24 protein-coding genes are annotated in these 26,250 nt (G+C 72.0%); 15 read left to right on the forward strand and 9 right to left on the reverse strand.

What is annotated here, in order from left to right; genetic code table 11:
* Window positions 1-4 precede the first annotated feature (4 nt).
* Window positions 5-2,221 carry a DEAD/DEAH box helicase gene (locus ACFV3I_RS04040; protein ID WP_366627019.1) on the forward strand — a complete coding sequence of 739 codons (2,217 nt, stop codon included), beginning with the start codon at window positions 5-7 and terminating at the stop codon, window positions 2,219-2,221.
* Window positions 2,222-2,302: 81 nt separating this feature from the next.
* Here the strand turns inward: ACFV3I_RS04040 and ACFV3I_RS04045 are convergent, their stop codons facing one another.
* Window positions 2,303-2,842: a YaeQ family protein gene (locus ACFV3I_RS04045; RefSeq protein ID WP_378822424.1), complete on the reverse strand. Its 540-nt coding sequence runs from the start codon at window positions 2,840-2,842 to the stop codon at window positions 2,303-2,305.
* Between the two features lie 46 nt (window positions 2,843-2,888).
* Window positions 2,889-3,977 carry an Rv2578c family radical SAM protein gene (locus tag ACFV3I_RS04050; RefSeq protein ID WP_378803296.1) on the reverse strand — a complete coding sequence of 363 codons (1,089 nt, stop codon included), beginning with the start codon at window positions 3,975-3,977 and terminating at the stop codon, window positions 2,889-2,891.
* 74 nt (window positions 3,978-4,051) lie between these two features.
* Between ACFV3I_RS04050 and ACFV3I_RS04055 the strand changes: the two genes are divergently transcribed.
* Window positions 4,052-4,984 carry a M15 family metallopeptidase gene (locus ACFV3I_RS04055; RefSeq protein ID WP_378822425.1) on the forward strand — a complete coding sequence of 311 codons (933 nt, stop codon included), beginning with the start codon at window positions 4,052-4,054 and terminating at the stop codon, window positions 4,982-4,984.
* A 13-nt stretch (window positions 4,985-4,997) separates the two neighbouring features.
* On the opposite strand, the gene ACFV3I_RS04060 is transcribed toward ACFV3I_RS04055, so the two are convergent.
* On the reverse strand, window positions 4,998-5,180 hold the full coding sequence (locus ACFV3I_RS04060) for a hypothetical protein (RefSeq protein ID WP_136034009.1): 183 nt from the start codon (window positions 5,178-5,180) through the stop codon (window positions 4,998-5,000).
* Between the two features lie 190 nt (window positions 5,181-5,370).
* On the opposite strand from ACFV3I_RS04060, the gene ACFV3I_RS04065 reads away from it, so the two are divergent.
* From ACFV3I_RS04065 to ACFV3I_RS04115, 11 genes are all read left to right on the forward strand, one after another.
* A complete protein-coding gene (locus ACFV3I_RS04065; protein WP_378822426.1) occupies window positions 5,371-6,534 on the forward strand; it encodes an acyl-CoA dehydrogenase family protein in 1,164 nt (387 codons plus the stop codon).
* A 217-nt stretch (window positions 6,535-6,751) separates the two neighbouring features.
* Window positions 6,752-6,973, forward strand: a complete 222-nt coding sequence (locus ACFV3I_RS04070; protein ID WP_136034005.1) for a ribbon-helix-helix domain-containing protein — start codon at window positions 6,752-6,754, stop codon at window positions 6,971-6,973.
* Window positions 6,970-7,341: a type II toxin-antitoxin system PemK/MazF family toxin gene (locus ACFV3I_RS04075; RefSeq protein WP_275090590.1), complete on the forward strand. Its 372-nt coding sequence runs from the start codon at window positions 6,970-6,972 to the stop codon at window positions 7,339-7,341. Before ACFV3I_RS04070 ends, ACFV3I_RS04075 begins: the two co-directional genes overlap by 4 nt.
* Before the next feature lie 245 nt (window positions 7,342-7,586).
* Complete coding sequence (locus tag ACFV3I_RS04080) at window positions 7,587-8,471, forward strand: GntR family transcriptional regulator (RefSeq protein WP_136034003.1); 885 nt, start codon at window positions 7,587-7,589, stop codon at window positions 8,469-8,471.
* A gap of 39 nt (window positions 8,472-8,510) precedes the next feature.
* Window positions 8,511-9,530, forward strand: a complete 1,020-nt coding sequence (locus tag ACFV3I_RS04085) for an NAD(P)-dependent oxidoreductase (protein ID WP_378803300.1) — start codon at window positions 8,511-8,513, stop codon at window positions 9,528-9,530.
* On the forward strand, window positions 9,518-11,122 hold the full coding sequence (locus ACFV3I_RS04090; protein WP_378803301.1) for an FGGY family carbohydrate kinase: 1,605 nt from the start codon (window positions 9,518-9,520) through the stop codon (window positions 11,120-11,122). The genes ACFV3I_RS04085 and ACFV3I_RS04090 overlap by 13 nt, the downstream gene beginning before the upstream one ends.
* 38 nt (window positions 11,123-11,160) lie before the next feature.
* Window positions 11,161-12,051 (forward strand): 3-hydroxy-5-phosphonooxypentane-2,4-dione thiolase, encoded by an 891-nt coding sequence (gene lsrF, locus ACFV3I_RS04095; RefSeq protein ID WP_378803302.1) that lies wholly within the window; start codon window positions 11,161-11,163, stop codon window positions 12,049-12,051.
* Window positions 12,048-12,410, forward strand: a complete 363-nt coding sequence (locus ACFV3I_RS04100) for a cupin domain-containing protein (protein ID WP_136033995.1) — start codon at window positions 12,048-12,050, stop codon at window positions 12,408-12,410. The genes lsrF and ACFV3I_RS04100 overlap by 4 nt, the downstream gene beginning before the upstream one ends.
* A 74-nt stretch (window positions 12,411-12,484) precedes the next feature.
* Complete coding sequence (locus ACFV3I_RS04105) at window positions 12,485-13,810, forward strand: ABC transporter substrate-binding protein (RefSeq protein WP_378803304.1); 1,326 nt, start codon at window positions 12,485-12,487, stop codon at window positions 13,808-13,810.
* A gap of 29 nt (window positions 13,811-13,839) precedes the next feature.
* On the forward strand, window positions 13,840-14,745 hold the full coding sequence (locus tag ACFV3I_RS04110) for a carbohydrate ABC transporter permease (RefSeq protein ID WP_378822427.1): 906 nt from the start codon (window positions 13,840-13,842) through the stop codon (window positions 14,743-14,745).
* Window position 14,746: 1 nt separating this feature from the next.
* Window positions 14,747-15,682, forward strand: a complete 936-nt coding sequence (locus ACFV3I_RS04115; protein ID WP_136036765.1) for a carbohydrate ABC transporter permease — start codon at window positions 14,747-14,749, stop codon at window positions 15,680-15,682.
* Window positions 15,683-15,788: 106 nt separating this feature from the next.
* Here the strand turns inward: ACFV3I_RS04115 and ACFV3I_RS04120 are convergent, their stop codons facing one another.
* Complete coding sequence (locus ACFV3I_RS04120) at window positions 15,789-16,292, reverse strand: HIT family protein (protein ID WP_378803306.1); 504 nt, start codon at window positions 16,290-16,292, stop codon at window positions 15,789-15,791.
* 192 nt (window positions 16,293-16,484) lie between these two features.
* On the opposite strand from ACFV3I_RS04120, the gene ACFV3I_RS04125 reads away from it, so the two are divergent.
* A complete protein-coding gene (locus ACFV3I_RS04125) occupies window positions 16,485-17,855 on the forward strand; it encodes a DUF222 domain-containing protein (protein WP_378803307.1) in 1,371 nt (456 codons plus the stop codon).
* A gap of 47 nt (window positions 17,856-17,902) precedes the next feature.
* On the opposite strand, the gene ACFV3I_RS04130 is transcribed toward ACFV3I_RS04125, so the two are convergent.
* The 5 genes from ACFV3I_RS04130 to ACFV3I_RS04150 form a co-directional block, all read right to left on the reverse strand.
* The gene (locus ACFV3I_RS04130; protein ID WP_378803308.1) at window positions 17,903-18,472 is read right to left on the reverse strand and encodes an ECF transporter S component; all 570 of its coding nucleotides are present in this window, start codon (window positions 18,470-18,472) and stop codon (window positions 17,903-17,905) included.
* A 152-nt stretch (window positions 18,473-18,624) separates the two neighbouring features.
* Entirely contained in the window at window positions 18,625-19,500 is an 876-nt protein-coding gene (locus tag ACFV3I_RS04135; protein WP_378822428.1) for a siderophore-interacting protein, read from the reverse strand.
* 10 nt (window positions 19,501-19,510) lie between these two features.
* Window positions 19,511-20,344 carry an energy-coupling factor transporter transmembrane component T gene (locus ACFV3I_RS04140; RefSeq protein ID WP_136034022.1) on the reverse strand — a complete coding sequence of 278 codons (834 nt, stop codon included), beginning with the start codon at window positions 20,342-20,344 and terminating at the stop codon, window positions 19,511-19,513.
* A complete protein-coding gene (locus tag ACFV3I_RS04145) occupies window positions 20,341-22,251 on the reverse strand; it encodes an ABC transporter ATP-binding protein (RefSeq protein ID WP_378822430.1) in 1,911 nt (636 codons plus the stop codon). The genes ACFV3I_RS04140 and ACFV3I_RS04145 overlap by 4 nt, the downstream gene beginning before the upstream one ends.
* A 79-nt stretch (window positions 22,252-22,330) precedes the next feature.
* Window positions 22,331-22,876, reverse strand: coding sequence for an ECF transporter S component (locus tag ACFV3I_RS04150; protein ID WP_136033981.1), 546 nt, complete (start codon window positions 22,874-22,876; stop codon window positions 22,331-22,333).
* Between the two features lie 189 nt (window positions 22,877-23,065).
* Here ACFV3I_RS04150 and ACFV3I_RS04155 point away from each other — a divergent pair, with 189 nt between their 5' ends.
* Window positions 23,066-26,170 carry a S8 family peptidase gene (locus ACFV3I_RS04155; RefSeq protein WP_378822431.1) on the forward strand — a complete coding sequence of 1,035 codons (3,105 nt, stop codon included), beginning with the start codon at window positions 23,066-23,068 and terminating at the stop codon, window positions 26,168-26,170.
* The last annotated feature ends 80 nt before the right edge of the window (window positions 26,171-26,250 follow it).

Consider the following 26,250-nt stretch of genomic DNA (forward strand, 5'->3'; position numbering starts at 1 on the left):
CCGCATGCCCAAGAACAAGAAGCCCAAGGGCGGCCGCGCCGCCGCCAACTTCGAGCCGCGCTACGGCGCCAAGAAGACCTCCTTCCACGAGCGGCACCGCGGTGCGCCCGCCCGTGACGGTGCGCGCGACGAGCGCGGTACCAGGGCCGACGCGGGCGACCGCCGCTCGACCGCCGGCTACGACCGTCGCCCCGGCAGCCGCAGCCCCAACCACCGCGGCTACCGCCCGGAGGAGACCGAGTCGGGCGCGCCCAAGCGCCGCTGGACCTCGCAGGAGCGCGCGGGCCGTGACGAGGCCCGCGGAATCCGCAACCGCGCCGAGTCCGGTCGCCGCGAGGCGCCGCATCGCCGTGACGACCGCGGCGGCCAGCGCCCCACCGGTCCCGGCACCTACCGCGACGACCGCGGTGCGGGCCGCTTCGACGACCGCCGTGACGACCGCGGCGGCCAGCAGCGTCAGGGCTTCCGCGACAACGACCACCGTGACGGCGGGCGCCCGCGGTTCGACGACCGCCGCGGCGACCGTCCGCGGTACGACCGCGACGACCGGGCCCGCTCGACCGACCGCGGCGACCGTCCCCGGTACGACCGCGACGACCGGGCCCGCTCGACCGACCGCCGTGACGACCGCGGCGCCGGGCGGTTCGACGACCGTCGCGGCGACCGTCCGCGCTACGCCGACCGGGGTGCGGACCGCCCGCGGTTCGACCGCGACGAGCGTCCGCGCCGCGACGACCGCGACGACCGGGGCCGCTCGAACGACCGCGGTCCCTCGCGCCCCGAGCGCTCGTACGACGCCGACCGCGCCCGCCGGGCATTCGACCGCGACCGCACGCAGCGCGCGTTCGACGGGGAGCGGGAGCGTCCCCGCGCCTCGACCGGTGGCGCCTACCGCACCGAGCGTCCGCGCCGGGAGGAGCGCCCCAGCCGCAGCGACTGGAACGCCAAGCCCAAGGACGCCTTCACCCCGGGCGCCGACGTGGTGCACGAGCGCCTCGAAGCGCAGGCCGTGCAGGCCGTCGAGGTCGAGAACGTGACCTTCGCCGACCTCGGGCTCGGCTCGAACATCACCGAGACGCTGAAGAACCTCGGCGCCGAGACGCCCTTCCCGATCCAGGCGGCCAGCATCCCGGCCGTGCTGGAGGGGCGCGACGTGCTCGCCCGCGGTCGCACCGGCTCCGGCAAGACCATCGCGTTCGGCGCGCCGCTCGTGGAGCGCGTGCTCCAGTCGCAGGCGGGCAAGCGCCGCGAGTTCGGTCGTGCCCCGCGCGCGATCATCCTCGCCCCGACGCGCGAGCTCGCGCTGCAGATCGACCGCACGATCCAGCCGATCGCCCGCAGCGTCGGACTGTTCACCACGCAGATCTACGGCGGTGTGCCGCAGGGCCGCCAGGTGGGTGCGCTCAAGAAGGGCGTCGACATCGTGATCGGCACGCCCGGACGCGTCGAGGACCTGATGAACCAGGGCAAGCTCGACCTGTCCGACTGCCGCATCGCGGTGCTGGACGAGGCCGACCACATGTGCGAGCTCGGGTTCGTCGAGCCCGTGCAGCGCATCCTCCGCCGCACCGCCGAGGGCAGCCAGAAGCTGCTGTTCTCCGCGACGCTCGACCGCGAGGTCGCCGCGCTCGTCGACGAGTTCCTCGTGGACCCGGCCGTGTACGAGGTCGCCGGGGAGGACCAGGAGTCGAGCACGATCGAGCACCGGGTGCTGGTGATCGAGCACCGCGACAAGGCCGACATCCTCACGTCGCTCGTCGACCGCGAGGGCAAGACGCTCGTGTTCGCCCGCACCCGCGCCTACGCCGAGATGCTGGCGGAGCAGTTCGACGACGCCGGCATCCCCGCGGTGTCGCTGCACGGCGACCTGAACCAGGCCAAGCGCACGCGCAACCTGGAGAAGCTCACCTCGGGTCGCGTGAACGTGCTCGTGGCGACCGACGTCGCGGCGCGCGGCATCCACGTCGACGACATCGACCTGGTCGTGCAGGCCGACGCCCCCGATGAGTACAAGACCTACCTGCACCGGTCGGGTCGCACGGGCCGCGCCGGTCGCTCGGGTCGCGTGGTGACGCTGATCACGCGTCAGCGCCAGCGTCGCATGAACGAGCTGCTGGAGCGTGCCGAGATCGAGGCGCCGTTCGAGAACGCCCGCCTGGACGACGACGTGATCGAGGAGATCGCCGGGCGTCAGCCGTCGACGGCCGACCTCACCGCCTGATCGCCTTCGGATCGGAAAGGCCCCGGAGACCTCGGTCTCCGGGGCCTTTCCGCGCTTCGCAGCCCGGCATCACCCGGGGCGTCAGCCGAGCTCCTGCTCGTGCAGCGCGGTCGCCAGGCTCGTGCCGTTGAGGTCGAGGTAGAGCACGCGCTCCGTCACGGTGAGGGTCAGGGTGTTGCGGCGCTCCAGGTGCGGCGTCGCGGTGTCGATGAACCCGGGGTCGAAGCTGTGGACGCGGATGTCCTCGGCGCGGTGGATGCGTTTGTCCGCCCACGGCGCCATCACCTTCGCGGGGTCGCGGTGCGTGTACACCACGGTGCGCTCGGCGAGACGGCTGGCGTGGTGCAGGCGCTCCGCGTCGGGCGCGCCGACCTCGATCCAGGTGACGATCCGCCCGGTGAGGTCGCGCACGAGCACCGCGGGCTCCTCGGTGTCGGACACGCTGCCGCCGAACGCGGTGCCCTCGCCGAACTCGAGCCCGTACGCCAGCACCCGCGTGAGCATGTAGGCGTCGGTCTCGGAGGGATGCCGCGCCACCCGCAGCGAGTAGTCGTCGTAGACCCCGCGATCGGTGTCGGCGAGCTGCACGTCGAACGTGTGGAGGGTGGAACCGATCGCCATGATCCCCGAGCCTACGCGGCCCCGGAGGCCCTCCCGACCGGACGGCTCAGAACAGCATCGGCTGCGGGGGTGTCGCGGCGGGCCCGGTCTGTCGGAAGGCGACCGTGCCGGCCGGTGGCGTGCTCGACGCGGTGTGCCCCTGCCCCGGCCGGAACCCGCGGCGGGGGTAGTCGTCTTCGTGCCGGGCGTCGAGGCCGTGCAGGCGGATGAGCGGTCGCACCCGCCGTGCCAGCCACTGGCGGTACGGCTTGGGGGCTTCGACCGACGCGCCGGGGTACAGCCCGCGGTACGACGACACGAGGTCGGGGCGCGTGCGCTCGAGCCACTCGAAGAACCACGGCTTGACCCCCGGCCGCAGATGCAGCGCCCCGTAGATGACGGTGCGTGCACCCGACTCCTTGATGCGGCGGAGGCCGGTGTCGATCGCCTCCACCGAGTCGGTGAGGTGCGGCAGGATCGGCATGAGGAACACGGTCACGGGGAACCCGGCATCGGCCAGGGCGCGCACCGTGTCGAGCCGCGCCTGGGTGGTGGGCGCTCCCGGCTCGATCGCCTTCTGCAGGGCGTCGTCGTACATCGCGATCGACATCTGCACGTCGACCGGCACCCGCTCGGCCGCCTTCACCAGCAGGGGGATGTCGCGGCGGATCAGCGTGCCCTTGGTGAGGATCGAGATCGGCGTGCCCGAGGTCGCGAGCGCCTGGATGATGCCGGGCATGAGAGCGTAGCGGCCCTCCGCGCGCTGGTACGGATCGGTGTTCGTGCCGAGCGCCACGGTCTCGTGGTTCCAGCTGCCCCGCCGCAGCTCTCGCTCCAGCACCTCGACCACGTTGACCTTGACCACGATCTGCGAGTCGAAGTCGGCGCCGCCGTCGAGGTCGAGGTACTCGTGCGTGCCGCGGGCGAAACAGTAAGTGCAGGCATGAGAGCAGCCGCGGTAGGGGTTGATGGTCCAGGCGAACGGCATGCGCGAGGCGCCGGGCACGTGGTTGAGAGCCGACTTCGACAGCACCTCATGGAAGGTCATGCCCTCGAACGCCGGGGTCTTCACGGTGCGCAGCACGCCGCTGCGCTCCTCCAGCCCGGGCAGCGCCGCCTCGTCGACGTCGCCCAGCTTCTGCCCCTGCCACCGCATCCCCTCATTCGAACAGAAAGACGAAGAAAGCACAAGCCGGCGTCGCAGAGATCTTCGAATGAGAGAATGAGGCAATGACCGTTCCGCCGCTTGCCCAGCATGCGGCTCCGCGCTCCCCGATCTCCGGTCCCGCGCTGCCCGTGGGGCTGGCCGTCGCCGCGCTCGGCGTGCTCTTCTCGATCGCCTCGACGCCCGTGCTCCCCTCGTCGGCGGCCGACGCGATGCCGCGGCCCGTCGCGGTCGCGCAGGTGCCGGCGGTGCGGACGGCGGCGATCCCCGCGGCCGACCCGTGCGCCGAGCCCGGGGTGCAGCAGGCCATCGCGAACGGTGACGACGCGGCGACGATCGCCGGGTTCGGTGGCGGCGCGGCGTTCCGCGAGGCGGTGGTCGCCGGCAGCGCGCCGTGCATCTCGCTGACCGACCCCGCCCGCGTCTGGGTCGTCGTGAACAAGGGTCTTCCGCTGACCCCGGCCGACTACGAGCCGGCGCTCCTCGACGCCGTGCCCCTGCAGATGACCACGCCCTCCGGCCTCGTGCGCGCCGACGTGGCCGCCGCCGTCGGCGCGATGGCCGGTGCCGCTCAGGCGGCAGGCGTCGGGCGGCTGGGCGCGAACAACGGCTACCGCTCGTACGGGCTCCAGGTCTCGACCTACGACTCGCACGTCCGTGCCCAGGGGCAGGCCGAGGCCGACGCCGGCTCGGCGCGCCCCGGGCACAGCGAGCACCAGACCGGCCTGGCGCTGGATGTGGTGGCGTGCGATGCGGGCTGCGGCGGCCTCGACGGGTTCGGCGGCACGGGCCAGAGCGACTGGGTCGCCGCGCACGCCTGGGAGTTCGGCTTCATCGTGCGCTACGAAGACGTCGGCACGCCCGTGACCGGCTACGCGCCCGAGCCGTGGCACCTGCGGTACGTCGGCGTCGACCTCGCGGCGGCGTACCACGAGGGCGGGTATCACACGCTCGAGGAGTTCTTCGGGCTGCCCGCGGCGCCCGACTACGCGCACTGACGCCCGGCTGCCCTCAGCGCGGGCTGCGCGTCTCGACGGATGGCCAGACGACGAGGAGGAACGCCGCGATCGGTCCGGTGAACAGCGTCAGCAGGAACCACACCCACGCCGAGCGCCCCCGCGTGCGGGCGAATCCTCCGGCGAGGAGCGCGACGGTGAACCACAGGGCGGTGATGTACGGCCAGACTTCCTGCATGCCCCGAGTCTCCCGGTCGGCGATCCCGCCGCGTCCCGGCGCGCCGTCGATAAGCCGATTGAGGCTTCCCACAACCCCGGTACCGAGTGTCACGATCCGTGGGATGCATTCTCACAATGTCCCCTGCCGGGCCCGCCGTCGGCCGTAGAATCGCCGGAGCAATGAGGCACGACACGTTCGGGAGGACGGCATGGAACGCGACATCTACGAAGAGGACCACGAGGCTTTCCGGGACCTCGTCAAGGATTTCGTCAAGCGCCACGTGACGGGCGAGGCGATCGAGAAGTGGGACGCCGCGGGAGAGGTCGACCGCGACACCATGCGCGCCGCGGGTGAGGCGGGCATCATCGGCCTGTCGGTCCCCGAGGAGTTCGGCGGCGCGGGCATGCTGCAGGACTACCGCTTCCGCGCGATCGTGAACGAAGAGGTCATCGCCGCCGGCGCCGGCTCTCTCGCCGGAGCCTTCGGCATCCAGGACGACCTGGCCGTGCCGTACCTCGTGCACATGGGCACGCAGGAGCAGAAGCAGAAGTGGCTGCCGCGCATGGCCACCGGCGAGGTCGTCGGTGCGCTCGCCATGACCGAGCCGGGCGCCGGCTCCGACCTGCGCGGCATCAAGACCACCGCCAAGAAGGTCGACGGCGGGTACCTCGTGAACGGCGCGAAGACGTTCATCTCGTCCGGCGCCACGGCCGACCTGGTCGTCACGTTCGTCAAGACCGGCGAGGGCAACCGCCCCGACGCCTTCAGCCTCGTGCTGATCGAAGATGGCATGGAGGGCTTCGAGCACGGCAAGAAGCTCAGCAAGATGGGCTTCCACGGGCACGACACCGCCGAGCTGTCGTTCAGCGACGTGTTCGTGCCGGAGGAGAACCTCATCGGCGGCGTCGAGGGCAAGGGCTTCATCCAGCTGATGATGAACCTGCCGCTCGAGCGCCTGTCGATCGGGGTCGCCGGTGCCGCCGCCGCGCAGGCCGCCCTCGACTGGACCGTGGCGTACACCCGCGACCGCGAGGCGTTCGGCGAGCGGATCATCGACTTCCAGAACAGCCGCTTCCAGATCGCCGACATGGCCACCACGGTCGACGCGCTGTGGGCCTACATCGACCGCGCGCTGCTGGCCTACAAGGACGGCAAGCTGTCGGCCGAGGAGGCCGCGAAGATCAAGTTCTGGGCGACCGAGCGCGAGTGGGAGGTGCTCGACGCCGGGGTGCAGCTGCACGGCGGCTACGGCTACATCACCGAGTACCCCATCGCGCGGGCGTTCCTCGACGCGCGCGTGCACCGCATCTACGGCGGGACGAACGAGATCATGCGCGAGATCGTCGGCCGCCAGATCGCCGGCAAGCGCTGACCCCACCTCCAGCCCGCCTGCGCCCCCGCGCGGGATCGAGAACGCACCTCCGGAGCCATTCGGGGGTGCGTTTTCCATCCCGCATCCGGGCGGCGGGCCGTGGGTGCGCGTCCGGGATCGAAAGTGCGCCCCGGAAGGCGCCGGGGGGTGCCTTTTCCGTCCCGCACCGGGCATGGGGGCGGTGGTACCCGTAGTGCTACCGGGGTAGGATGGCCGCGTGAGCACCGCGAAGATCAGCCTGAGTCTGCCGGACGGCGACCTCGCCTTCCTCGACGCGCAGACGCTCGAGGGCCGCTACCCGTCCCGGTCGGCGGCGATCCAGGACGCGGTGCGGCTCCTCCGCGAGAGCCGGCTCGCCGACGCCTATGCCGAGGCCTACGGCGAGGGGTACGACGAGGAGTGGGACTCCGCCGCCGACGATGGCCTGGCTTCGGCGTGAGTGACGTCGCGGTCGCGCTGCTCCGCCGTGGGCAGATCGTCCTCGCCTCGTTCGACCCGGGCGTCGGTTCCGAGGCGCGCAAGACGCGGCCGGCGGTCGTGGTGAGCAACAACACCGCCAACGCGGTGGCGATCCGTCGCCCGGGCGCCACGGTCACCGTGGTGCCGCTCACGACGGCGACGGAGCGCGTGTGGCCCTTCCAGGTGCTGCTGCCCGCAGCCGCGACCGGCCTCGACCGAGACAGCAAGGCGCAGGCCGAGCAGGTGCGCACCATCGCCGTGGCCCGCATCGTGCGCCCCGTGGGCTGGGTGCCCGCGGAGCTGATGGGCGCGCTCGACGAGGCGCTGCGACTTCACCTCGCGCTCTGACCTCGATCCCGCCTCACGGGAGGGGGCGGGGGTCGCCGAGGGGTGACGAGACGCGGACGGGGGAGGACTTGTATCGACGGGGAGGGTCGAGTGGGCGGGGCCGGGCGGGACGAGCGCGGTCGTCGATGGCGGATGACGCGAGGAAACGCCTGATCGCGCCCGTATAAAGAGCCGGGAGGGGATCGCGGCGGCGAAGTTCTGACTTGTCTCTTCAGAGGAGACATGTGCTCCGCGATGATCGATACATGTCCGGACAGGAGTCGTCCGGCTCGGAGACGCCGAGGTCTCCGCACCCGCTCACCGAAGAGGCCGGAATGTCCCCGCTCACCCTGCCGCCGCTCGACCGCACGTCGACGGCACCCATCTGGTTCCAGATCATGCGCGCCGTCGAGGCGCAGATCGCCGACGGCACCTGGGGTCCGGGCGACCGCCTGCCCAGCGAGAACGAGCTGCGCGCCCACTTCGCCGCCTCCCGCACCTCGGTCCGCGACGCGCTGTCGCGGCTGGAGACCGCCGGGATCATCTCGCGCCAGCAGGGCAAGGGCGCCTTCGTCGAGCGTGCGCAGGGCCCCTCCGCCTGGACGCTGCCCTCGGCCCCCAGCCTGCTGGGCGAATACAGCGAAGACGGCCGCAGCGCCCTGAGCTCGGAGATCCTCCGCGCGGGCATCGAGCCGCTGCCGTCGTGGGCGGCCGCGGTCGTCGGACGCGACTCCGCCGACGGCATGGGCTTCGTGCTGGAGCGCGTGCGTGCCGTCGGCGCCCGCACGGCCGTGCACGTGATCAACTACCTCCCGACGCGGTTCGCCGGGGTGCTGCCCGACCTGCGGGACCCGCGCGCGAGCCTGTACGCCGCCATCACCCGGGTCACCGGGGTGCGCATCGCGCGCATGCACCGCACGATCGAGGCCGTGTCCGCCGACCGCATGCTGGCCGGGCTGCTCGAAGTGGAGCCGGGACACCCGATCGTCGTCGTCGAGGCCGTCGCGTACGACCAGGGCGGACAGCCCATCGACTTCTCCCGCGCATCCGTGCGCACCGACCGTCTGCGCGTGAGCGTCGACACCGGGTTCGACGCCGCCGGCATCTCGAACGAGACCGCGTCCGGCCGCTACCCCGCCGCCCTCCGCTGACCCGCACCCGCCCCACCGACCCCACCGGGAGACCCGCACATGACCGACCACCGCATCCTCGTCATCGGCGACAGCTACATGACCGCCGAGGTGTTCACCCGCGCGTTCGCGCAGCGGGGGATCCCCGCGGACACGGCCACCATGACGATCGCGGAGCCGACGTGGGACGCGTCGTCGATCCACGAGTTCGAGGGCGACCCGGCCGAGGTCGCGCGACTCGCGCAGGGGTACGACGTGGTCGCCTTCCATGCCGCGCCGTTCACAGCCGACGTGCTCGCCGCGCTCCCCGGGCTGCGGCTGCTCGGCTGCGCGCGCGGCGGACCCGTCAACGTCGACCTCGCCGCGGCCCGCGAGCGCGGCGTGCGCGTGACCACCACGCCGGGCAAGAACGCCGACGCCGTGGCCGACCTCACGATCGGGTTCCTCATCTCGATCGTGCGGAACGTGCCCGCATCGCTGCGCGACGTCGACGAGCGCGTGGCCGAGGGGCGGCCGCTCGCGGAGTCGACGTTCGAGGGTGCGAGGTGGTTCGGGCGCGAGGTGAAGGGCCTGCGCCTCGGGCTGATCGGCTACGGCAACGTGGCCCGGCTCGTCGCCGCGCGGGCCAGGGCGCTCGGCGCCACCATCGCGGCGTACGACCCCTACGTCGATCCGGCGACGGTGACCGATGCGACCATCGTGTCCGACCTGGACGCGCTGCTCGCCGGCAGCGACGTCGTGAGCGTGCACGCCAGGGCGACCGCCGACAACCGCCACCTGATCGGCGCCGAGCAGATCGCCCGCATGCCGCAGGGGTCGTTCCTGATCAACACGGCCCGGGAGTCGCTCGTCGACGAACAGGCGCTGCTCGACGGGCTGCGCAGCGGACACCTCGCCGGGGTCGCGCTCGACGTGAACGAGCCCGACGGACCGTGGCGCGACCTGGTCGCCCAGCCGAACCTCATCCTCACCCCGCACCTCGCCGGCGCCACCCACCAGACCCTCGCCCGCGGCGCCGACATGCTCGCCGCCGAGATCGAGCGGTTCCTCGCGGGAGGTGAGCTGCGATGGGAGCGCTGAGCGACGTCTTCCTCGCGATCGACGCGGGCACCGGTTCCGCGCGTGCCCTCGCCTTCGACATCGAGGGTCGCCTGGTCACTCAGGCCGCCCGCGAGTGGACCCACGTCGCCGTGCCCGGTCACCCCGGCGGCACCGTGTTCGACACCGATGGCGGCTGGACGGCCATCGCGGGCGCCGTATCCGAGGTGGTCGCGCGGCTGGGCGAGCGACGCGTGGCCGCGGTCGCCGCGTCGAGCATGCGCGAGGGCTTCGTGCTGTCCGACGCCGAGGGGCGCGAGCTGTGGGCGTGCCCCAACACCGACGGCCGGGCGCGCGCCGAGGCCGAGGAGCTGGTGGCCGAGGGCGTGGCCGACGAGGTGTACCGCACCGCGGGCGACTGGGTGTCGATCACGGCCCCCGCCCGGCTGCGGTGGATCGCCCGCCACCAGCCCGACGTGCTCGCCGCCGCCCGCCACTTCGGGATGCTCAGCGACTGGGTCACCACGCGGCTCACCGGGGCGTTCGTGACCGAGCCCACCAGCGGCTCCAGCTCGGCCCTGTTCGACCTGCGGGCGCGCGACTGGTCGGACGAGCTCGCCGGGCTCGTCGGCATCGACCGTCGCATCCTGCCGCCCGTGGTCGAGTGCGGGCAGGTCGTCGGTGCCGTGACCGCGGAGGCCTCGGCCGCGACCGGGCTGCCCGCGGGGACGCCGGTGGTCGCGGGCGGCGCCGACACGCAGCTCGCGCTGCACGGCATCGCGGCGCGCGAGGGGCTGCCGACGATCGTCGCCGGCACCTTCTGGCAGACCACGGCCGTGACCACGGAGCCGCTGATCGACCCGGAGCGGCGCCTGCGCACCCTGTGCCACGTCGATCCGGGCACCTGGATGGTCGAGGGCATCGGCTTCCTCTCCGGCCTCGCGATGCGGTGGTTCCGCGACGCGATGTGCCCCGACGCCGCCGAGCTCGGTCGCGCGGCCGGCACCTCCGCATTCGCCGTGATGGAGCAGTGGGCGGCCGAGGTCCCCGCGGGGGCGAACGGCGTCGTCGCGACCACGGCGAACGTGATGCAGGCCGACGCCTGGCACCACGCGGCCCCCGCGTTCGTCGGCTTCGACATCAACGACGCGGCCCGCTCCTCGCGCGGCGCGTTCATCCGGGCGATCGAGGAGTCCGCGGCGATCGTCGCCAGCGCGCACCTCGAGATCCTGTCGTCGCTCACCGCCGGGCGCGCGGTCGCCGAGGGCGCCGTCACGTTCACCGGAGGATCCAGCGCGGGCGCCCTGTGGCCGCGGGTCATCGCGGGCGTCACCGGGCTCGACACCCGCGTCACGCCCGCACCCGAGGCCACCTCGTACGGTGCCGCCCGGCTGGCCGCCCGAGGTGTCGGCGCAGAACTCCCGCCGATGGGCGAGCCCGACCGCATCGAGCGCGTCGACCCCGCCGAGCACGAGCGGTACCGCGCCGTGACCGCCCGCTGGCACCGCGTCTACCGCGACGTGATGTCGATCTCGGGCACCGACCTGCCCCCGCTGTTCACCCCGCCGGGCGCCGCGCGCGGCCCCCTCGACCTTCCCCCCGCCCGACTCTCGACCGCCGGTCACGCCGGCTGACGACCACGACGACCACCCGACACCGAAGGAGACACCCCATGGCAGACCTCGAAGGCAACGCCTCTGCGAAGCAGTTCCACGCCGACCAGCCCGCCGTCCGCTTCACGCAGAACATCCGGGGAGCGGCGAACCTCGACTGGGGCATGCAGAACCGCCTGTCCCGCATCCTCGACCCGCAGACCGGGCGCACCGTGATGCTCGCGTTCGACCACGGCTACTTCCAGGGACCCACCTCGGGGCTGGAGCGCATCGACCTGAACATCGCGCCGCTGGCCGCGCACGCCGACGCCCTCATGGGCACCCGCGGAGCCCTGCGCACCTCGATCCCGCCGGCCACCAGGGCCGGACTCGTGCTGCGCGCCTCGGGCGGCCCATCGATCCTCAAGGACCTCTCCGACGAGTACATCGCGATGGCGATGCAGGATGCGGTGCGCCTCCACGCCGACGCCGTGGCCGTGCAGGTGTTCGTCGGCGGCGAGCACGAGAGCCGCAGCATCCGCAACCTCACCACGCTCGTCGACCAGGGCTACGACGCGGGCATCCCGGTGCTCGGCGTGACCGCGGTCGGCAAGGAGCTCGTGCGCGACGCCCGCTACCTCGGTCTCGCGACCCGCATCATCGCGGAGCTCGGCGCCCAGCTCGTGAAGACGTACTACTGCGAGGAGGGCTTCGAGGACGTGGTCGCGGGGTGCCCGGTGCCCGTCATCATGGCCGGAGGCAAGAAGCTGCCCGAGCTGGACGCCCTCACGATGGCCTCGAACGCCGTGCGCGCGGGGGCCGCCGGAGTGGACATGGGCCGCAACATCTTCCAGAGCGCCCACCCCGCGGCCATGATGCAGGCCGTGCGGGCCGTGGTGCACGACGACACCGACCCCGCCGACGCCTACGAGCTGTTCCGCGAGGCCACCGAGACGCGGGTGCTCGCATGAGCGCCGACGTGCTGCGCAGCGCCGAGGCCGCCCTCCGGTTCGGCGACTGGGGCCCCGGCTACCTCGCGCAGGGCGACGACGCGGCGTTCGGCGTGGTCGTGCTGCGGCCCGGCGACGAGTTCGCCAACCACCTCCACGAGCACCACACCGAGTCGTTCGTGGTGATCGAGGGGCGCGCCGAGATCTGGCTCGACCGCGACACCCGTCGCGTCGTCGAGACCGGCGACGTGCTGCGCGCCGCACCGCACGAGGAGCACTTCGTGCGGAACCCGTTCGACGAGACCTTCCGCGCCGTGTTCGTGAAGACCCCCTGGGTCGACGGCGACAAGGTCGACCGCCCCTGGACGCCCGACGCCTGAGCGCCCTGAACCCGCACCACCCTCACCCGAGCACGAACCCCTCACCCGAGAAAGAACATCGAAAGGACAGCACCATGAGTGTGCAACGACGCTCCTCATCCCCCGCGCGGCTGACGCGCCGTGCCCTGCCCGTCATCGCCCTGGCGTCCGCCGCGGGCCTCGTGCTCGCCGGCTGCTCCGGCGACGCGGGGGGCTCCGGCGGCGACGGCGGCGACAAGACCCTCAAGGTCCTCATCGCCGCCCCGCAGGAGGGCGCGGGCAAGATCCTCGAGGAGGACTTCGAGGCCTCCACCGGCGTCGAGGTCGAGGTCGAGGTCGTGCCCTACGACCAGATCCAGACCAAGGCGATCCTCGACGCGCAGTCCGGCACCAACAACTACGACGTCATCCAGTACTGGTACACGTCGGTCGGCGCGCTCGCCGACGCCGGGGCCCTCGCCGACATCACCGACTGGGTGGAGTCCGACGAGGACATCGACTCGGGCGACTTCATCGAGGCGATCTTCGGCCCCTACTCGCAGTACGAGGACGCGACCTACGGGCTGCCGATCGACGGCGACACGCACGTGCTCTTCTACAACAAGGCGATCTTCGAACGGAACGGCGTCGAGGTCCCGACCACGTGGGACGAGTACGTCGAGGTGTCGCAGAAGATCACCGACGCCGAGAAGACGAACGGCGTGTACGGCAACGCGCTGCTCGGCTCGAAGAGCGCGTTCAACATCGGCTCGACCTTCTTCAACCGCCTCGCCACCATGTCGCCCGACCCGATCGACCCGCAGATGCCGCAGCTCGACACCGAGTACGCGGTGGCCGCGGCACAGTCGATGCTCGATGCCTCCGGTTCGGCGCTGCCCAGCCCGCTGGAGATCGGGTTCGAGCAGGCGCTGCCGCAGTTCCTCTCCGGCTCCGTCGGCATGATCGAGTTCTGGACCGACCTGGGCGTGTTCGCGCAGGACCCGGAGCAGTCGAAGATCGTCGACGGCTGGGGCGTCGCGCCGCTGCCGGTCGGACCCGAGGGCAAGGTCTCCGGAGCGCTGAACGCCGGCTGGGCGATGGGCATCAGCCCGAACGCCAGCGACGAGGACCTCGCGAAGCAGTTCGTCGCGTTCGCCTCGTCGAAGGAGACGAACGAGAAGCTGATCACCACGACCGGTTCCGGTGTCGACCCTACGCGCACCTCCACCCTGGAGAGCCCGGAGTACATCGAGTTCGCGCCGGAGGTGTCGGCCGTCGCCGCCCAGGTGCTGCCCAACGCGCAGTCCTGGCCGACCTCGCCGCAGGCCCCCGAGATGATCCAGTCGCTCAGCGACAACCTCGCGCTCATGCTGCAGGGCAGCCTGACCGCGGAAGAGGCGATGCAGCAGACCTGGGACACCTGGCAGTCCCTGGCCGACTGATCGCCTCGTCGAACCCGAAAGGACAGCTCATGTCGCAACCCGTCGCCTCCCGGCGCCGCGCCCGACGCGCGTCGTGGACGGGCCGCGCCCTGCTGGCGCCCGCCATCCTCGCGATCGTGATCATCGCGATCTACCCGCTCGCCTACATCGTCGTCGCGTCGTTCTCCGACTCGTCGCTGGGGCGTCCGTTCGCGGACTGGGTCGGGTTCGACAACTTCGCGGCACTGCTGGGGGACGGGGTCACCCTCCCGTCCCTCGGCAGGTCGCTGCTCTTCGCGATCCCGTCCGCCCTGATCGCCCTCGTCGCCGGTCTCGTGGTGGCCCTCTCGCTCGACGCGGCCGTCAAGGGCGGACGGATCATCCGGGTGCTGCTCCTGCTGCCGCTGATGACGCCGCCCGTGATGGCGGGCGTGATCTGGAAGCTCATGCTCGCCCCCACCGGCGGGCTGCTCAACAACATCGGTCAGTCGTTCAGCCCGGGCGCCGAGCCGTTCCTGTTCCTCGGCTCGAGCCCGGCGGCGATGGTCTCGCTGATCGTGGTCGACGCGTGGCAGTGGACGCCCTTCTGCGTGCTGCTCGTGTTCGCCGCGCTGCAGACCCTGCCGACCGAGGTGTACGAGGCCTCGCAGGTCGACGGCGCCGGGGTGTGGCAGACGTTCTGGCGCATCACGTTCCCGCTCGTGCTGCCGAGCCTGGTCACCGTGCTGCTGCTCAAGCTCGTGGTGTCGTTCAAGGTGTTCGACCTGGTGTTCATCATGACCGGCGGCGGACCCGGCTTCGACACCACCGTCAGCAGCTTCGAGATCTACCGCACCGGGTTGCAGACCTTCGACGTGGGGGCTGCCGCCGCGCAGACCATCGCGTTCCTGGTGCTGGTCACCATCGTCATCCTGCCGCTCAACGCCGTCCGGCAGCGCCTGCACAGGGAGAGCTGACATGTCGCTCACACTCCGCACCTCCGACCACGCCTCCGACAGCGCGACCGTCACGCTGGTCGTGCCGGACGCGCGCCGCCGTCGTCGCCGCAGCCGCACCTCGAGCATCTCGCGCCCCGGTCGCCCGTCCGTGCTCGTCACCGTCGTGAAGTGGGTCGTGATCCTCGTCGCGATCGTGCTCGCCCTCCTGCCCGTGCTGTACATGGTGGGCATGTCGTTCAAGAGCCCGGACGACATCCTGTCCACCCGCATCCTGCCCTCGCGGCTCGCGTTCGAGAACTGGGTCGGCGCGTTCGAGAACTGGCCCATCCTCACCTACCTGCGCAACTCCCTCGGTGCCGCGCTCGTGGCGGTGCTGGTGTCGCTCGTCGTCTCGATCCCCGCCAACTACGCCATGGCGCGGCTGCGCGCGGGCGGGAAGCAGACCCTCGGGCTGATCGTCTCCGCCTACGTCGCCCCGCCGATCGTCGCGATCATCCCGCTGTTCGTGCTGGTGCGCACCGCCGGGCTGATGGACTCCGTGATCGGGCTCGGCATCGTGGAGGGCCTGCTGCTCACCCCGGTCGCCGTGTGGCTGCTGGACGGGTTCTTCCGCGCGATCCCGTTCGAGGTCGACGAGGCCGCGCAGATCGACGGCTGCGGACCGCTGCGCACCCTGTGGGCGGTCATCCTCCCGCTCACCGCGCCCGGCATCGTCGCCGTGTCGATCATCGTGTTCATCCTCGCGTACAACGACTTCCTCATCCCGCTGCTGCTCACGCAGAGCATCGACTCGCAGACCCTCCCGGTCGGCATCGCGCTCATGCAGGGCGGCCGCGAGGTGATGTTCGGGCAGATGGCCGCCGCCAGCCTCGCCGGCCTCATCCCGATCTACCTGCTCGCGCTGTTCCTGCAGAAGTGGCTCGTCGGCGGGCTCACCCAGGGGAGTGTGAAGTAGCCCGAGGACGCGATGGTCCGAGTGCGGGGTCGGAGACGTGGCGGGCGGGGTGGTCCGGGGTGCGTTTGTGAGGCCGCGACAGGGGCGGAGCGGGGGATGGATCGCGTCAGGGGGCGGGGCGGCGCGCGATCGAGATCGAGTCGGCGGCGGCGAGGCGTCGGAGGTGGGCCGTGATGCGGGCCCGGAGATCGTCGTGCTGCGGGCCGAGGCGGGTGGCGGCGTCGTGCCAGTTCGAGGGGTCGTAGCGCCAGACGGGCCAGGACTTCAGGTCGGGCGCTTCCCACTCGTAGCGGGGCCAGACGTGGGCATGGACGAAGGCGTCGGTGTTGCCGAGGATGTCGATGTTGATGCGACGGAACGCCGGATCGACCTCTCGGCAGGCGTGCTCCACGGCCGTGGCGAGGAGGTCGACGGCGGCGAGGAACCGTACCCGTTCCTCCCGCGGCAGGTCCGCCAGCGCGGTGGCCTCCGGATCCGTGCCGAGCAGCACGCAGTAGCCGGGGAGGAACTGCACATCGCCGATCACCGCGTAGCCGCCGGGCAGTTCGGCGAGCAGCGTCGGGTTCTCTCCCCGCGCGGCGGAGCGGATGCGGTCGTCACGCCAGTCCATGCCGCTGATGCTATCGATGGGTGCTCCGGCGGGGACGATCGGGTCGCGAGGGCGTGGTCTGCGAGCCCGTTCCGTCGGGCGCCACCGTGCGGTTCGTGGAGGGCGTCGGTGGCCCTCTCGACAGCCCGATATCCCGGTTCTCGATTCGAACAAAGATACGAAACTCGCCGCCGTCGACGGTAGAATCGGGGCATGTCCACACTCTCCGGTTTGCACGAGGCGATGTCCCGCCTCGACGCCGCGTGGGGTGGCGCGGGCGATCCGATGGACCTGAACCGCGAGCAGTTGATCGCGGTGAACGACGCGATCGGCGTGCTGCGGAGACGTCTCGACGCGGTGCACGTGTCAGTGGGAGCGGGCATCGCGCGGGAGTCGCGGCCTGAGCTCGGTGCCGGCAGCCTGGCGAAGCAGCAGGGCTATCGGAACCCGGCGAGGCTGATCGCCGCGACGACCGGAGTCTCGACGGGAGAGGCGGCGCGACTGGTGGCGGTGGGCGAGGCCACGGCCCCGCGCGCCGACCTCCTGGGGCAGCGACTGCCGGCGAAGTACCCGTGCGTGCGGGAGGCGTTGGCCGCGGGTGCGCTCGGTGCGCCGGCGGCCGCGCTGATCGTCGCGATGCTCGACCGGTGCCGCGTGGCCGTGGGTGCTGCTCGGGTGGCGGAAGCCGAGCGGGTGCTGGTGGAGCAGGCGGCGGGGTTGTCGGTGGATGAGGTGCGGCGGTTGGTGGTGCGGGCGGAGGCGTGGGTCGATCCGGATGGGGTGGAGCCGCGGGCGGAGGAGCAGCGGTCGCGTCGGTCGTTGACGCTGTTCGAGCGTGACGGGATGGTGCATCTGAACGCGGTGCTGGATGCGGAGACGGCGGCGCCGGTGGTGGCGGCGATCCGGGGGTTCGTGTCGGCAGCGTTCGCGGCGCGTCAGGAGGCGCCGGATGCGGGGGCTCCGGATGCGGACCGTCGTACAGTGCCGATGATCCAGGCGGATGCGTTGTCGGCGTTCGCGGGGCACGTGCTCGGGTGTGCGTCGCGGTTGCCGCTGGCCGGGGCGACGGTGGTGGTGCGGGTGGGCCTGGGGGATCTGGAGGCGGGATCGGGGTCGGCGCAGGTGGACGGGATCGATCAGCCGGTGAGCGTCGGGGCGGTGCGGCGGATGGCGGCGGGCGGCGGGGTGATCCCGTGTGTGCTCGGCGGGGGCAGTGAGGTGTTGGACTGGGGGCGGGAGAAGCGGTTGTTCACCCGGGCGCAGCGGCTGGCGCTGGTGGAGCGAGACGGGGGGTGTGCGATGTGCGGGTTGCCGCCGGAGATGACGAAGGCGCATCACATCCGGTGGTGGTCGCGCGACCGCGGGCCGACGGATCTGTCCAACGGGGTGCTGCTGTGCGAGACGTGTCACCATCGCATCCACGACAACGGGTGGGACATCCACATCGACAGCGGCGAACGCGGCAGTGGTGGCGGTGGTAGCGGCGGCGGGATGGCGAGGGTGTGGTTCGTGCCTCCGCGGTACATCGACCCCGCACGCACGCCTCGGCTCGGTGGGCGGGCCCGCTTCGACATCGCCGCATGACGGGTGTTCGGGTGGTGGGGGTGGGCTCGAGTCGCGTCGAGCCGGGGTCAGCGGCTGCGGCCGACTCCGGCGGCGCGCAGGCGATCAGCGATCAGGATGCCGAGGGCGGTGGCGGCGACACAGCTCGCGAGTGTGATCGCGAAGAAGAGCAGCTGCACCGGAAGGGTGAAACCGCCCAGGTCGAACGACGCCCACGCGAGCAGGGGATACACGACCCCCACCACCACGGCCCCGACGTAGTGCAGCCACGTGCCCCAGTAGCGCCACATCACGAACAGGAACGGCAGCTCGGTGAAGGCCGCCCACCACAGGTTCGTCGCCACGCTGCCGAAGCCGTACCCGGAGAACGGCACGATCACGAGCCCGGCCAGCAACCCGACCAGCAGACCCACGAGCGGCGCGCGCAGCAGGCGCAGGGCGATCACCGACGGCAGCAGCCACAGGCCGGCGAGAGCGACGCTCACGAACGGCAGCCCCGGGAACAGGATCGTCGACACCCAGTTCGCGGGAGCGAGCAGCAGCCCGCCGGCCACGCCCAGCGCGGCGCACGTCAGCAGCAGCGCCGTCGGGAACCGGAAGCGCCGCCTGCCGGAGACACCGCCGTCCGGCGCGCTCATGCGAGGGGTACCGAGGTCCGCGGGTTCCGGCGCGTTCGTGTGATCGGGTCCGCCATCCGTAGCTTCCGGCGCGCTCGTGTGATCGGGTGCGCCGTCCGTAGTTTCCGGCGCTTTCGCGTGATCGGGTGCGCCGTCGGCCGTATCCTGAGCGCTCATGCGAGGGGTTCCGACGCGGCCTCGCGGGCGGCCTTCGACGCGGGCGACGCCGCGCCGACCTTCCAATACCCGCAGAAGCTCACGGCGTTCTTGTCCACGCCGCGCTCGCCGACGAGGAGCCTGCGGGCACCGGAGGCCAGCGACTGCTCCCCGGCCGCATAGGCGTGGAAGGGCGCGCTCGGAAGCTCGCTCCGGCCCAGCGCCTCCAGGGCGAGAGCACCGGGCGCCGCGTCGTGGGGGCGCACGATCCAGACCACGTCGAGCCCCGCAGGGTGCGGGAAGTCCAGGGCGTCGTCCTCGGCCGGCACCTCGACGATCGCGGTGCCGGTGGCGTGCGCCGGGAGCGAGGCGGCGATCCCGGCGATTGCGGGCAGCGCGGTCTCATCGCCGACGAGCACCACGCGATCGGTCCCCCGCTGCGGGTTGAACGTGAGGCCCTCGTCGATGACGAGCACGTGCTCGCCGGGCTCGCAGGTCTCCGCCCACCGCGACGCCGGGCCCGCCGTGCCGTCGGCCGCAGAACCGTGCAACACGAAGTCCACGTCGATCTCCGCCCCCGCCTCGGCGGTCGCCGCCCGGAAGGCACGCACCGTGTAGTTGCGCATGACGGGCCGCTCGCCGTCGGGGATACGCAGGAACTTGAGATAGCCGAACATCTTGTTCGCCTTCGCCGGCACCCGGTCGAGGCCGGCCTCGCCGCCGATGGGCAGGAACAGCCGGAACCACTGGTCGTACCCCATCGGGCGGAACCGGTCGATCTCACCGCCGCCGAGCGTCACGCGGATCCAGTGCGACGAGAGCCGTTCAGAGCGCAGCACGGTGAGGTGCAGGAGTTCGGTCGTCTCGGGCTTGACCATCTTGCTGAATGCCATGGAGTGCCTTTCAGGAGAGGGGGAGCTGCCAGGGGAAGAAGACGAGGAAGATCGCCGCCGAGGTGAGGAGCATCGCCACGGTGAACACGGTGTCGCGCACGCGGAACGGCACCAGGTGCCGCTCGGTCCGCGTCGGATGCGCGCCGAACGCCCGGGAATCCATCGCCAGGGCCACGCGCTCGGCATGCCGGATGGCCCCGGCGAGCAGCGGCACGATGTACCCCCAGCCTCGGGCGATGCGGGAGAGAGGACCGCGCCCGCCGTGATAGCCGCGCACCCGGTGCGCCGCGCGGATCACCGCCAGCTCGTGCCCGAACCGCGGCACGAAGCGGAAGGCCGCCAGAGCCGTGTACCCGATGCGGTACGGCACCCGCAGCTGCTGCACGCTCGCCCGCACCAGGTCGGAGCCGCTGGTCGTGAGGCCGCCCACCAGCGCCAGCGCGACGATCGCCCCCAACCGCAGGGCCGTGGCCGCACCGATCGTGAGCGCGCCGCTGTACAGCGTCCAGTCGCCCACCGAGAGCAGCGCCGGGGTGCCGTCGACCCGTGCGGCATCGACCCACAGCGAGAACCCGACGGTGACCGCGAGCATCCCCAACGGCAGGCCGAGCAGGAGCAGCGCGAGCAGCCGCCCGGTGACCCTGGCTCCGGACAGGATCAGCACGTACGCGAGCGCGAGGAACGCGGCGGGCGTCGCGAGATCGCGCACGAACACGAGCAGCACCATCGCGGGAGCGAACCCCGCGACCTTCGCGAGCGGGTTGAGCGCATACAGGAACTGGTGCGGCGCCGTCGCGGTGAGACGCGCGTACGGGTCGAACACGGTGCCGGTGCTGCCGCTCACGACGACGCCTCCTGGTCCGGAGCGGGGGATCGGGGTGCGGGGGCGGATGCGGGGATGAGTCCGGACGCGGCGGTGCGTGCGGGGGACTCCGTGGCGAGACCCGCGGCGGCGAGCACGCGCTGCACGTCGGGGAGGCGCAGGCTCGCGTCGGTGAACACCGCGGGGTCGGCGAACAGCTCCGCGGTCGGCCCGGCGGCGTGCACCCGGCCGTCCGCGAGCACGACCGTGTGCGTGGTGTGCTCGGCGACCAGCGAGAGGTCGTGCGTGACCAGCACGATCGTGGTGCCCTCCGCGCGCAGGGTCCGCAGCAGCGCGAGCAGTTCGGTGGCGCGCGCGCGATCCTGGCCGAACGTGGGCTCGTCGAGGGCGAGCACCCGGGGCCGTGTGATCAGGGCGGTGCCGACCGACAGCCGCCGCTTCTCGCCGCCCGACAGCAGGAACGGGTGCACGTCGGCCTTGTGCGTCAGCCCGAATCGGTCGAGCATCTCGGCGACGCGCGCCGCGATCTCGTCGTCCGTCACGTGCCGCAGCCGCAGGCCGTGGGCGAGCTCGTCGAACACGGTCGCCGCGATGAACTGGTGCTCCGGGTTCTGGAACACGAAGCCGATGCGGGCGGCGAGATCCCGCGGGGAGGCGGTGCCCGGATCGATGCCGTCGACCGACACCTGCCCCTTCGGCGGCGGCACCACACCGGCGAGCGCCTGGATGAGCGTGGTCTTGCCCGCCCCGTTCGCCCCGACGATCGCGGTGAGGCTGCCCGCGGGCAGATCGAGGTCCACCCCGTGCAGGATCTCGGTGCGCCGTCGCTTCACCGTGAGCCCTCGCGTGCGGATGATCGACTCGCCGGGCCGGTTCGCGGCGGCGCCGGATTCGCGGGATACGCCGGATCCACCGGATGCGCCGGATGCACCGGATGCGCCCGATACGGCGGGTGCGCGGGGTTCGTCGGATCCTCGGGATCCGCCCCTTCCCTGGGCGTCGACACCGGGATCATGATGAGCGCCGGGACCGTCGGGACCACCGGGATATCCCTGAACGTCGGGCACGGCGTCGCGCACGGCGAGCGCCGTCGCGAGCTCGTCCGGGGTCAGCGGCAGCGGATCGAACCGGTGCCCCTGTTCCCGCAGGCGCAGCGCCGCGAGGGTGGCCCCCGGCAGCCACACGCCCATCGCGAGCAGCTCGTCCGCGTGCGCCCTGATCGTCTCCGCGGCCGGTCCGTCGAACGCGACCCGCCCCTCCCGGTCGAGCACGATCGTGCGGGTCACGAAGGCCATCGCGGCGTCGAGGTTGTGCTCCACGAGCAGGATCGCGCGATCGCCAGCGGCCACCACCTCCGCGAGCGCGGCGTACACGTCGTCGATGCCCTGCGGATCGAGGTTCGCGGTGGGCTCGTCCAGCACGATCAGCGGCGACCCCATCGCGAGGGCGCAGGCGACCGCGAGCCGCTGCCGCCCGCCGCCGGACAGGTGGTCGGGGTTGTCGTCGCGGCGGTCCCACAGGCCCACGCGCCGCAGCGACTCCGCGACGCGCTCCCGCACCACCTCGACGGGGAGCAGCAGGTTCTCCGGACCGAACGCCACCTCGTCGTACACGGTGCCCGTGACGATCTGCGCGTCCGGGTCCTGGAACACCATGGCCACGTGCGTGCTGAGCGTCGCGGTCGCGGTGTCCGCGGTGTCGAGCCCGCCCGCCTCGACCGTGCCGGTCATGGTCGCCGGGAGGGCGTGCGGGATGAGGCCGTTGAGCGCCAGGGTGAGCGTGGACTTCCCGGAGCCGGACGGACCGAGCAGCAGCACGACCTCGCCGGGCCGGATGTCGAACGACACATCGCGCGGGGAGGGGTGCGCGGCACCGGCGTGGGTGAGCGAGAGCTCGCGCACGCGGAGGAGGGGCGCGGATGGGCGCACGGCAGGTCCCGGGGCTCGACGGAGGGTGTGCCTCTAACTTAGCTGAGCCTTACCTGTGTTATCCAGCGAGGCTCCGGGGCTAGCGGCGGGCGACCCCGGCCCGGCGCAGCGACGTGCCGACTGCGAGGCCGATCGCGGTCCAGGCGATCGGGCCGAGCACCGAGATCGCGAGGTAGAGGATCTGCGCCCACACCGGCATCACCGACAGGTGGGCGGCGAAGAACACCACGACCGCGACGATCACGCCGATGATCGCGGCCGAGACGAAGAAGCGCCAGGCGCCCCAGGAGCGGTACCGCGTGAGCGCGGCGACCCCCTCCTGGATGAGCCCGAACAGCAGCGCGGTGCCGATGAAACGCAGCGCCCACGCCGGATTGAACGCGCTCGCGATGAGCGCCGCGAACACGTGCGTGATGAGCGCGACGAGCGGCAGCCGCAGCACCTCCTGCGCGATGATCCCCGGCAGCACGTGCGACCCGAGCACGAGCCCGTAGAGGAACAGCAGCGGGCTCGCCAGCAGCACCGGCGTGACCCACCCGGCGATCCCGCCGAGGAGGCCCGTCGCGACACCGATCGCGGCGCAGACGAGCAGCACACGGGTCGTGAGGACGGGGGTTCGGGCCACCCCTCCAGCCTACCGGCGACCTTCGCCCGACCCGGCCGTCGCCCACCCTGGCCGATCGGCACGACCGGGGATGACCATCGTTCAGTTCTCGATCCGGCGCCGAGGAGCGGGGTTATCGTGATCCGCGGTGCGGCAACGACGCCGCACCGTGATCATCGGGAGCGAGATATGGGTCGAACACCCCTCCGGATGGCAGCGGCCGCCACCCTGGCCACGCTGTTCATCGCATCGACGGCAACCGCCGGCCACGCAGCGACCGGGGAGGTGACACACCCCGTTCCGGTCGCGGGAACCCCCGGGCACTACATCGTGGTCATGAAAGCCGACCCCCTCGCCAGCTACGAGGGTGACGTCAAGGGACTGAAGGCGACGAAGCCCGCCGAGGGCGAACAGCTCGAGACGCAGTCGCAGGACGCGCAGCGCTACGTGAAGCACCTCGAGTCCGAGCAGTCCACCCTCATCAACGACGTCGGCGTGACGCCGGACACGACGTACCAGGTCGTGCTCAACGGGTTCAGCGCCGACCTCACGGGGGAGCAGGTGGATCAGCTCCGGGCCTCGAAGGACGTTCTCGGGGTGTTCCCCGACGAGATCCGTCACCCCGACGCGCTGACCTCCACCGACTACCTCGGCCTCGGGGACGACCGCAAGGGCCGCGGCGGGGTGTGGCAGCAGACCGGCGGCGTGAAGAAGGCCGGAGAGGGCGTCGTCGTGGGTGTGATCGACACCGGCATCGCCCCGGAGCACCCGTCGTTCGAGGGCAAGAAGCTCAAGCAGCAGAAGAAGCAGAACGCCCGGCACAAGGGCCAGCAGCCCTACACCGACGGCACCTACGTGTACTTCGACAAGTCCGACGGCGGGCAGTTCCGCGGCGCGATGGTCGAGGGCCAGGACTGGGACACGAGCGACTACTCGACCAAGCTCATCGGCGGGCAGTACTTCTTCGCGGGAGCCCAGGCCGCCGGCTTCGACTTCCAGTACGACTACCTCTCGCCGCGGGACGGCGACGGCCACGGCTCGCACACGGCGAGCACGGCGGCGGGTGAGTTCGGGGTGGAGGCTGCGATCGAGGGCGTCGACTTCGGGACGATCTCCGGCGTCGCGCCCGGCGCGAAGGTCGCCGCGTACAAGGCCTGCTACGTCGGGCCCGACACGACCGTGACCACGGACGACATCTGCGCGCTGAGCGACCTCGTCGCCGCGATCGACCAGGCCGTCGCCGACGGCGTCGACGTGATCAACTACTCGATCGGCGGCGGTGCGGCGAGCACCGTGATGGCACCAGAGGACCTGGCGTTCCTCAACGCGGCGGCCGCCGGTGTGTTCGTCGCGACCAGTGCCGGCAACGACGGTCCCGACCCGGTCACGGCCGACCACGCGTCGCCGTGGTACACCACGGTCGCGGCCTCCACCATCCCCACGTGGGAGGGCACCGTGCAGTTCGACGGCTTCGCGCAGGCCGGCGCCTCGGTGAGCGTGCCGTTCGGTGAGAGCGTCTCCGGGCCCTCGATCGCGGCACAGGATGCCGCGGCACCCGGAGCGGTGGACGCGACGCTGTGCCTGCCCGGCACCCTCGACCCGGCGAAGGTCGCCGGACACATCGTGGTCTGCGACCGCGGCGGCAACGCGCGCGCCGAGAAGTCGCAGGTGGTGAAGGACGCGGGTGGCATCGGCATGGTCCTGGTGAACGTGCCCGGCGGTGCCGACTCGCTCGACAACGACTTCCACGCCGTGCCGACCGTGCACCTGAACGCCGTGCACCGCGACGCGGTCCTCGCGTATGTGCGGGGCGGAGTCGACCGTCCGATCACCCTCGTCGGCGAGAACACCACCGGCGTGACCACGCCGACCCCGCAGATCGCGGGCTTCTCCAGCCGCGGCCCGGTCCTGGCCGACGGCAACGACGTGCTCAAGCCCGACGTCGCCGCTCCCGGCGTCGCGATCCTCGCTGCCACGCACAACGCGCCGGGCGAGCAGCCGACGTTCGGCATCCTCTCCGGCACGTCGATGGCCTCCCCGCACATCGCGGGCCTCGGTGCGCTGTACCTGGGCGAGCATCCGCGGGCGACGCCGGCGGAGATCCGTTCGGCGATGATGACCACCGCCTCCGACACCGTGCTCCCCGACGGCTCGAAGAACACCGACCCGTTCGAGCAGGGCGCGGGGCAGGTCGACGCGCGGCGATACCTGAACCCGGGTCTGCTGTACCTCAACGGGTTCCGGGACTGGGCGGCCTTCCTCGACGGGAAGGGGCTGTCGGACTTCCCCGGCATCGAGCCCATCGACGGCAGCGACCTGAACCAGGCGTCGATCTCGATCGGGTCGCTGGCCAGCGCGCAGACCGTGACCCGCACGGTCACCTCGACGGAGAAGGGCGTGTTCACCGCGAAGGCCTCCGTGCCGGGAGTGAACGTCACCGTCACGCCGTCTCAGCTCACGTTCGACAAGCCGGGGCAGTCGAAGACCTTCACGGTCACGTTCGACAGCACCAGCGCCCCGGTCGAGCAGTGGGCCACCGGTTCGCTCACCTGGACGAGCGCGAAGAACACGGTGCGCTCGCCGATCGCGGTGTATCCGGTCACGGCGGATGCCCCGGGAGAGGTCACCGGTAGTGGCGTCGACGGGAGCACGACGGTCGACATCATCCCCGGCCTCGACGGCGATCTGGCACTGAACCTCTCGGGTCTCACCCCGTTCCAGCTCCTCACCGATCCGGACAACCCGGTCGAGGGGCACTCCGGGAACGAGAACTCGGGCGACGCGAACAAGGACGTGGCGTGGATCGTCGACGTGCCGGAGGGCGGCACGCTCTCGCGGTTCGACCTCGACTCCTCCGACGACGAGGGCAGTGATCTCGACCTCACCGTCTACCGGGTGGTCGCGCCGGACGACCTGCGCTACTACGAGCGCTGGCAGTCGGCGACGGGCTCGGCCGACGAGCAGGTCACGGTGCCCACGCCGACCGCCGGCACCTACCTCGTGGTGGCGAACGTGTACGCGACGACCGGACCGATGACGTGGGACATGACCTACGCCACGGTGCTCCCCGGTGACCAGGGCGCGTTCACGGCGACGCCGAACCCCATCGCCGCGGTGCGCGGGGAGAAGACGAGCTATGAGCTGAGCTGGACCGGCCTGACCGCCGGCACCCGCTACCTCGGTCTCGTCCAGTACGGCGACTCCGCCGTGCGCACGGTGGTGACCGTCACCACCCCGGCCGACGTCGCCCCGGCACCGGCTCCGACCCCGGAGCCGACGCCGACCCCGCCCCCGGCGACCGACGCTCCCGGGTGAGCGGGGGAGCGACGGACACGGACGCGTGACACACGGCCGCACGACGGACACCCGTCGTGCGGCCGTGCCGTCGTTGCGGC

This window comes from Microbacterium sp. NPDC059771, from assembly GCF_042732495.1.
Classification (GTDB): Bacteria; Actinomycetota; Actinomycetes; order Actinomycetales; family Microbacteriaceae; genus Microbacterium; species Microbacterium sufflavum.

Bases quoted from the DNA above. Each gene is read 5' to 3' on its own strand.
- ACFV3I_RS04040 (WP_366627019.1), top strand. From the start codon at position 5: ATGCCCAAGAACAAGAAGCCCAAGGGCGGCCGCGCCGCCGCCAACTTC.
- ACFV3I_RS04045 (WP_378822424.1), bottom strand. From the start codon at position 2,842: ATGGCGATCGGTTCCACCCTCCACACGTTCGACGTGCAGCTCGCCGAC.
- ACFV3I_RS04050 (WP_378803296.1), bottom strand. From the start codon at position 3,977: ATGCGGTGGCAGGGGCAGAAGCTGGGCGACGTCGACGAGGCGGCGCTG.
- ACFV3I_RS04055 (WP_378822425.1), top strand. From the start codon at position 4,052: ATGACCGTTCCGCCGCTTGCCCAGCATGCGGCTCCGCGCTCCCCGATC.
- ACFV3I_RS04060 (WP_136034009.1), bottom strand. From the start codon at position 5,180: ATGCAGGAAGTCTGGCCGTACATCACCGCCCTGTGGTTCACCGTCGCG.
- ACFV3I_RS04065 (WP_378822426.1), top strand. From the start codon at position 5,371: ATGGAACGCGACATCTACGAAGAGGACCACGAGGCTTTCCGGGACCTC.
- ACFV3I_RS04080 (WP_136034003.1), top strand. From the start codon at position 7,587: ATGTCCGGACAGGAGTCGTCCGGCTCGGAGACGCCGAGGTCTCCGCAC.
- ACFV3I_RS04085 (WP_378803300.1), top strand. From the start codon at position 8,511: ATGACCGACCACCGCATCCTCGTCATCGGCGACAGCTACATGACCGCC.
- ACFV3I_RS04090 (WP_378803301.1), top strand. From the start codon at position 9,518: ATGGGAGCGCTGAGCGACGTCTTCCTCGCGATCGACGCGGGCACCGGT.
- lsrF (WP_378803302.1), top strand. From the start codon at position 11,161: ATGGCAGACCTCGAAGGCAACGCCTCTGCGAAGCAGTTCCACGCCGAC.
- ACFV3I_RS04100 (WP_136033995.1), top strand. From the start codon at position 12,048: ATGAGCGCCGACGTGCTGCGCAGCGCCGAGGCCGCCCTCCGGTTCGGC.
- ACFV3I_RS04105 (WP_378803304.1), top strand. From the start codon at position 12,485: ATGAGTGTGCAACGACGCTCCTCATCCCCCGCGCGGCTGACGCGCCGT.
- ACFV3I_RS04110 (WP_378822427.1), top strand. From the start codon at position 13,840: ATGTCGCAACCCGTCGCCTCCCGGCGCCGCGCCCGACGCGCGTCGTGG.
- ACFV3I_RS04115 (WP_136036765.1), top strand. From the start codon at position 14,747: ATGTCGCTCACACTCCGCACCTCCGACCACGCCTCCGACAGCGCGACC.
- ACFV3I_RS04120 (WP_378803306.1), bottom strand. From the start codon at position 16,292: ATGGACTGGCGTGACGACCGCATCCGCTCCGCCGCGCGGGGAGAGAAC.
- ACFV3I_RS04125 (WP_378803307.1), top strand. From the start codon at position 16,485: ATGTCCACACTCTCCGGTTTGCACGAGGCGATGTCCCGCCTCGACGCC.
- ACFV3I_RS04130 (WP_378803308.1), bottom strand. From the start codon at position 18,472: ATGAGCGCGCCGGACGGCGGTGTCTCCGGCAGGCGGCGCTTCCGGTTC.
- ACFV3I_RS04135 (WP_378822428.1), bottom strand. From the start codon at position 19,500: ATGGCATTCAGCAAGATGGTCAAGCCCGAGACGACCGAACTCCTGCAC.
- ACFV3I_RS04155 (WP_378822431.1), top strand. From the start codon at position 23,066: ATGGCAGCGGCCGCCACCCTGGCCACGCTGTTCATCGCATCGACGGCA.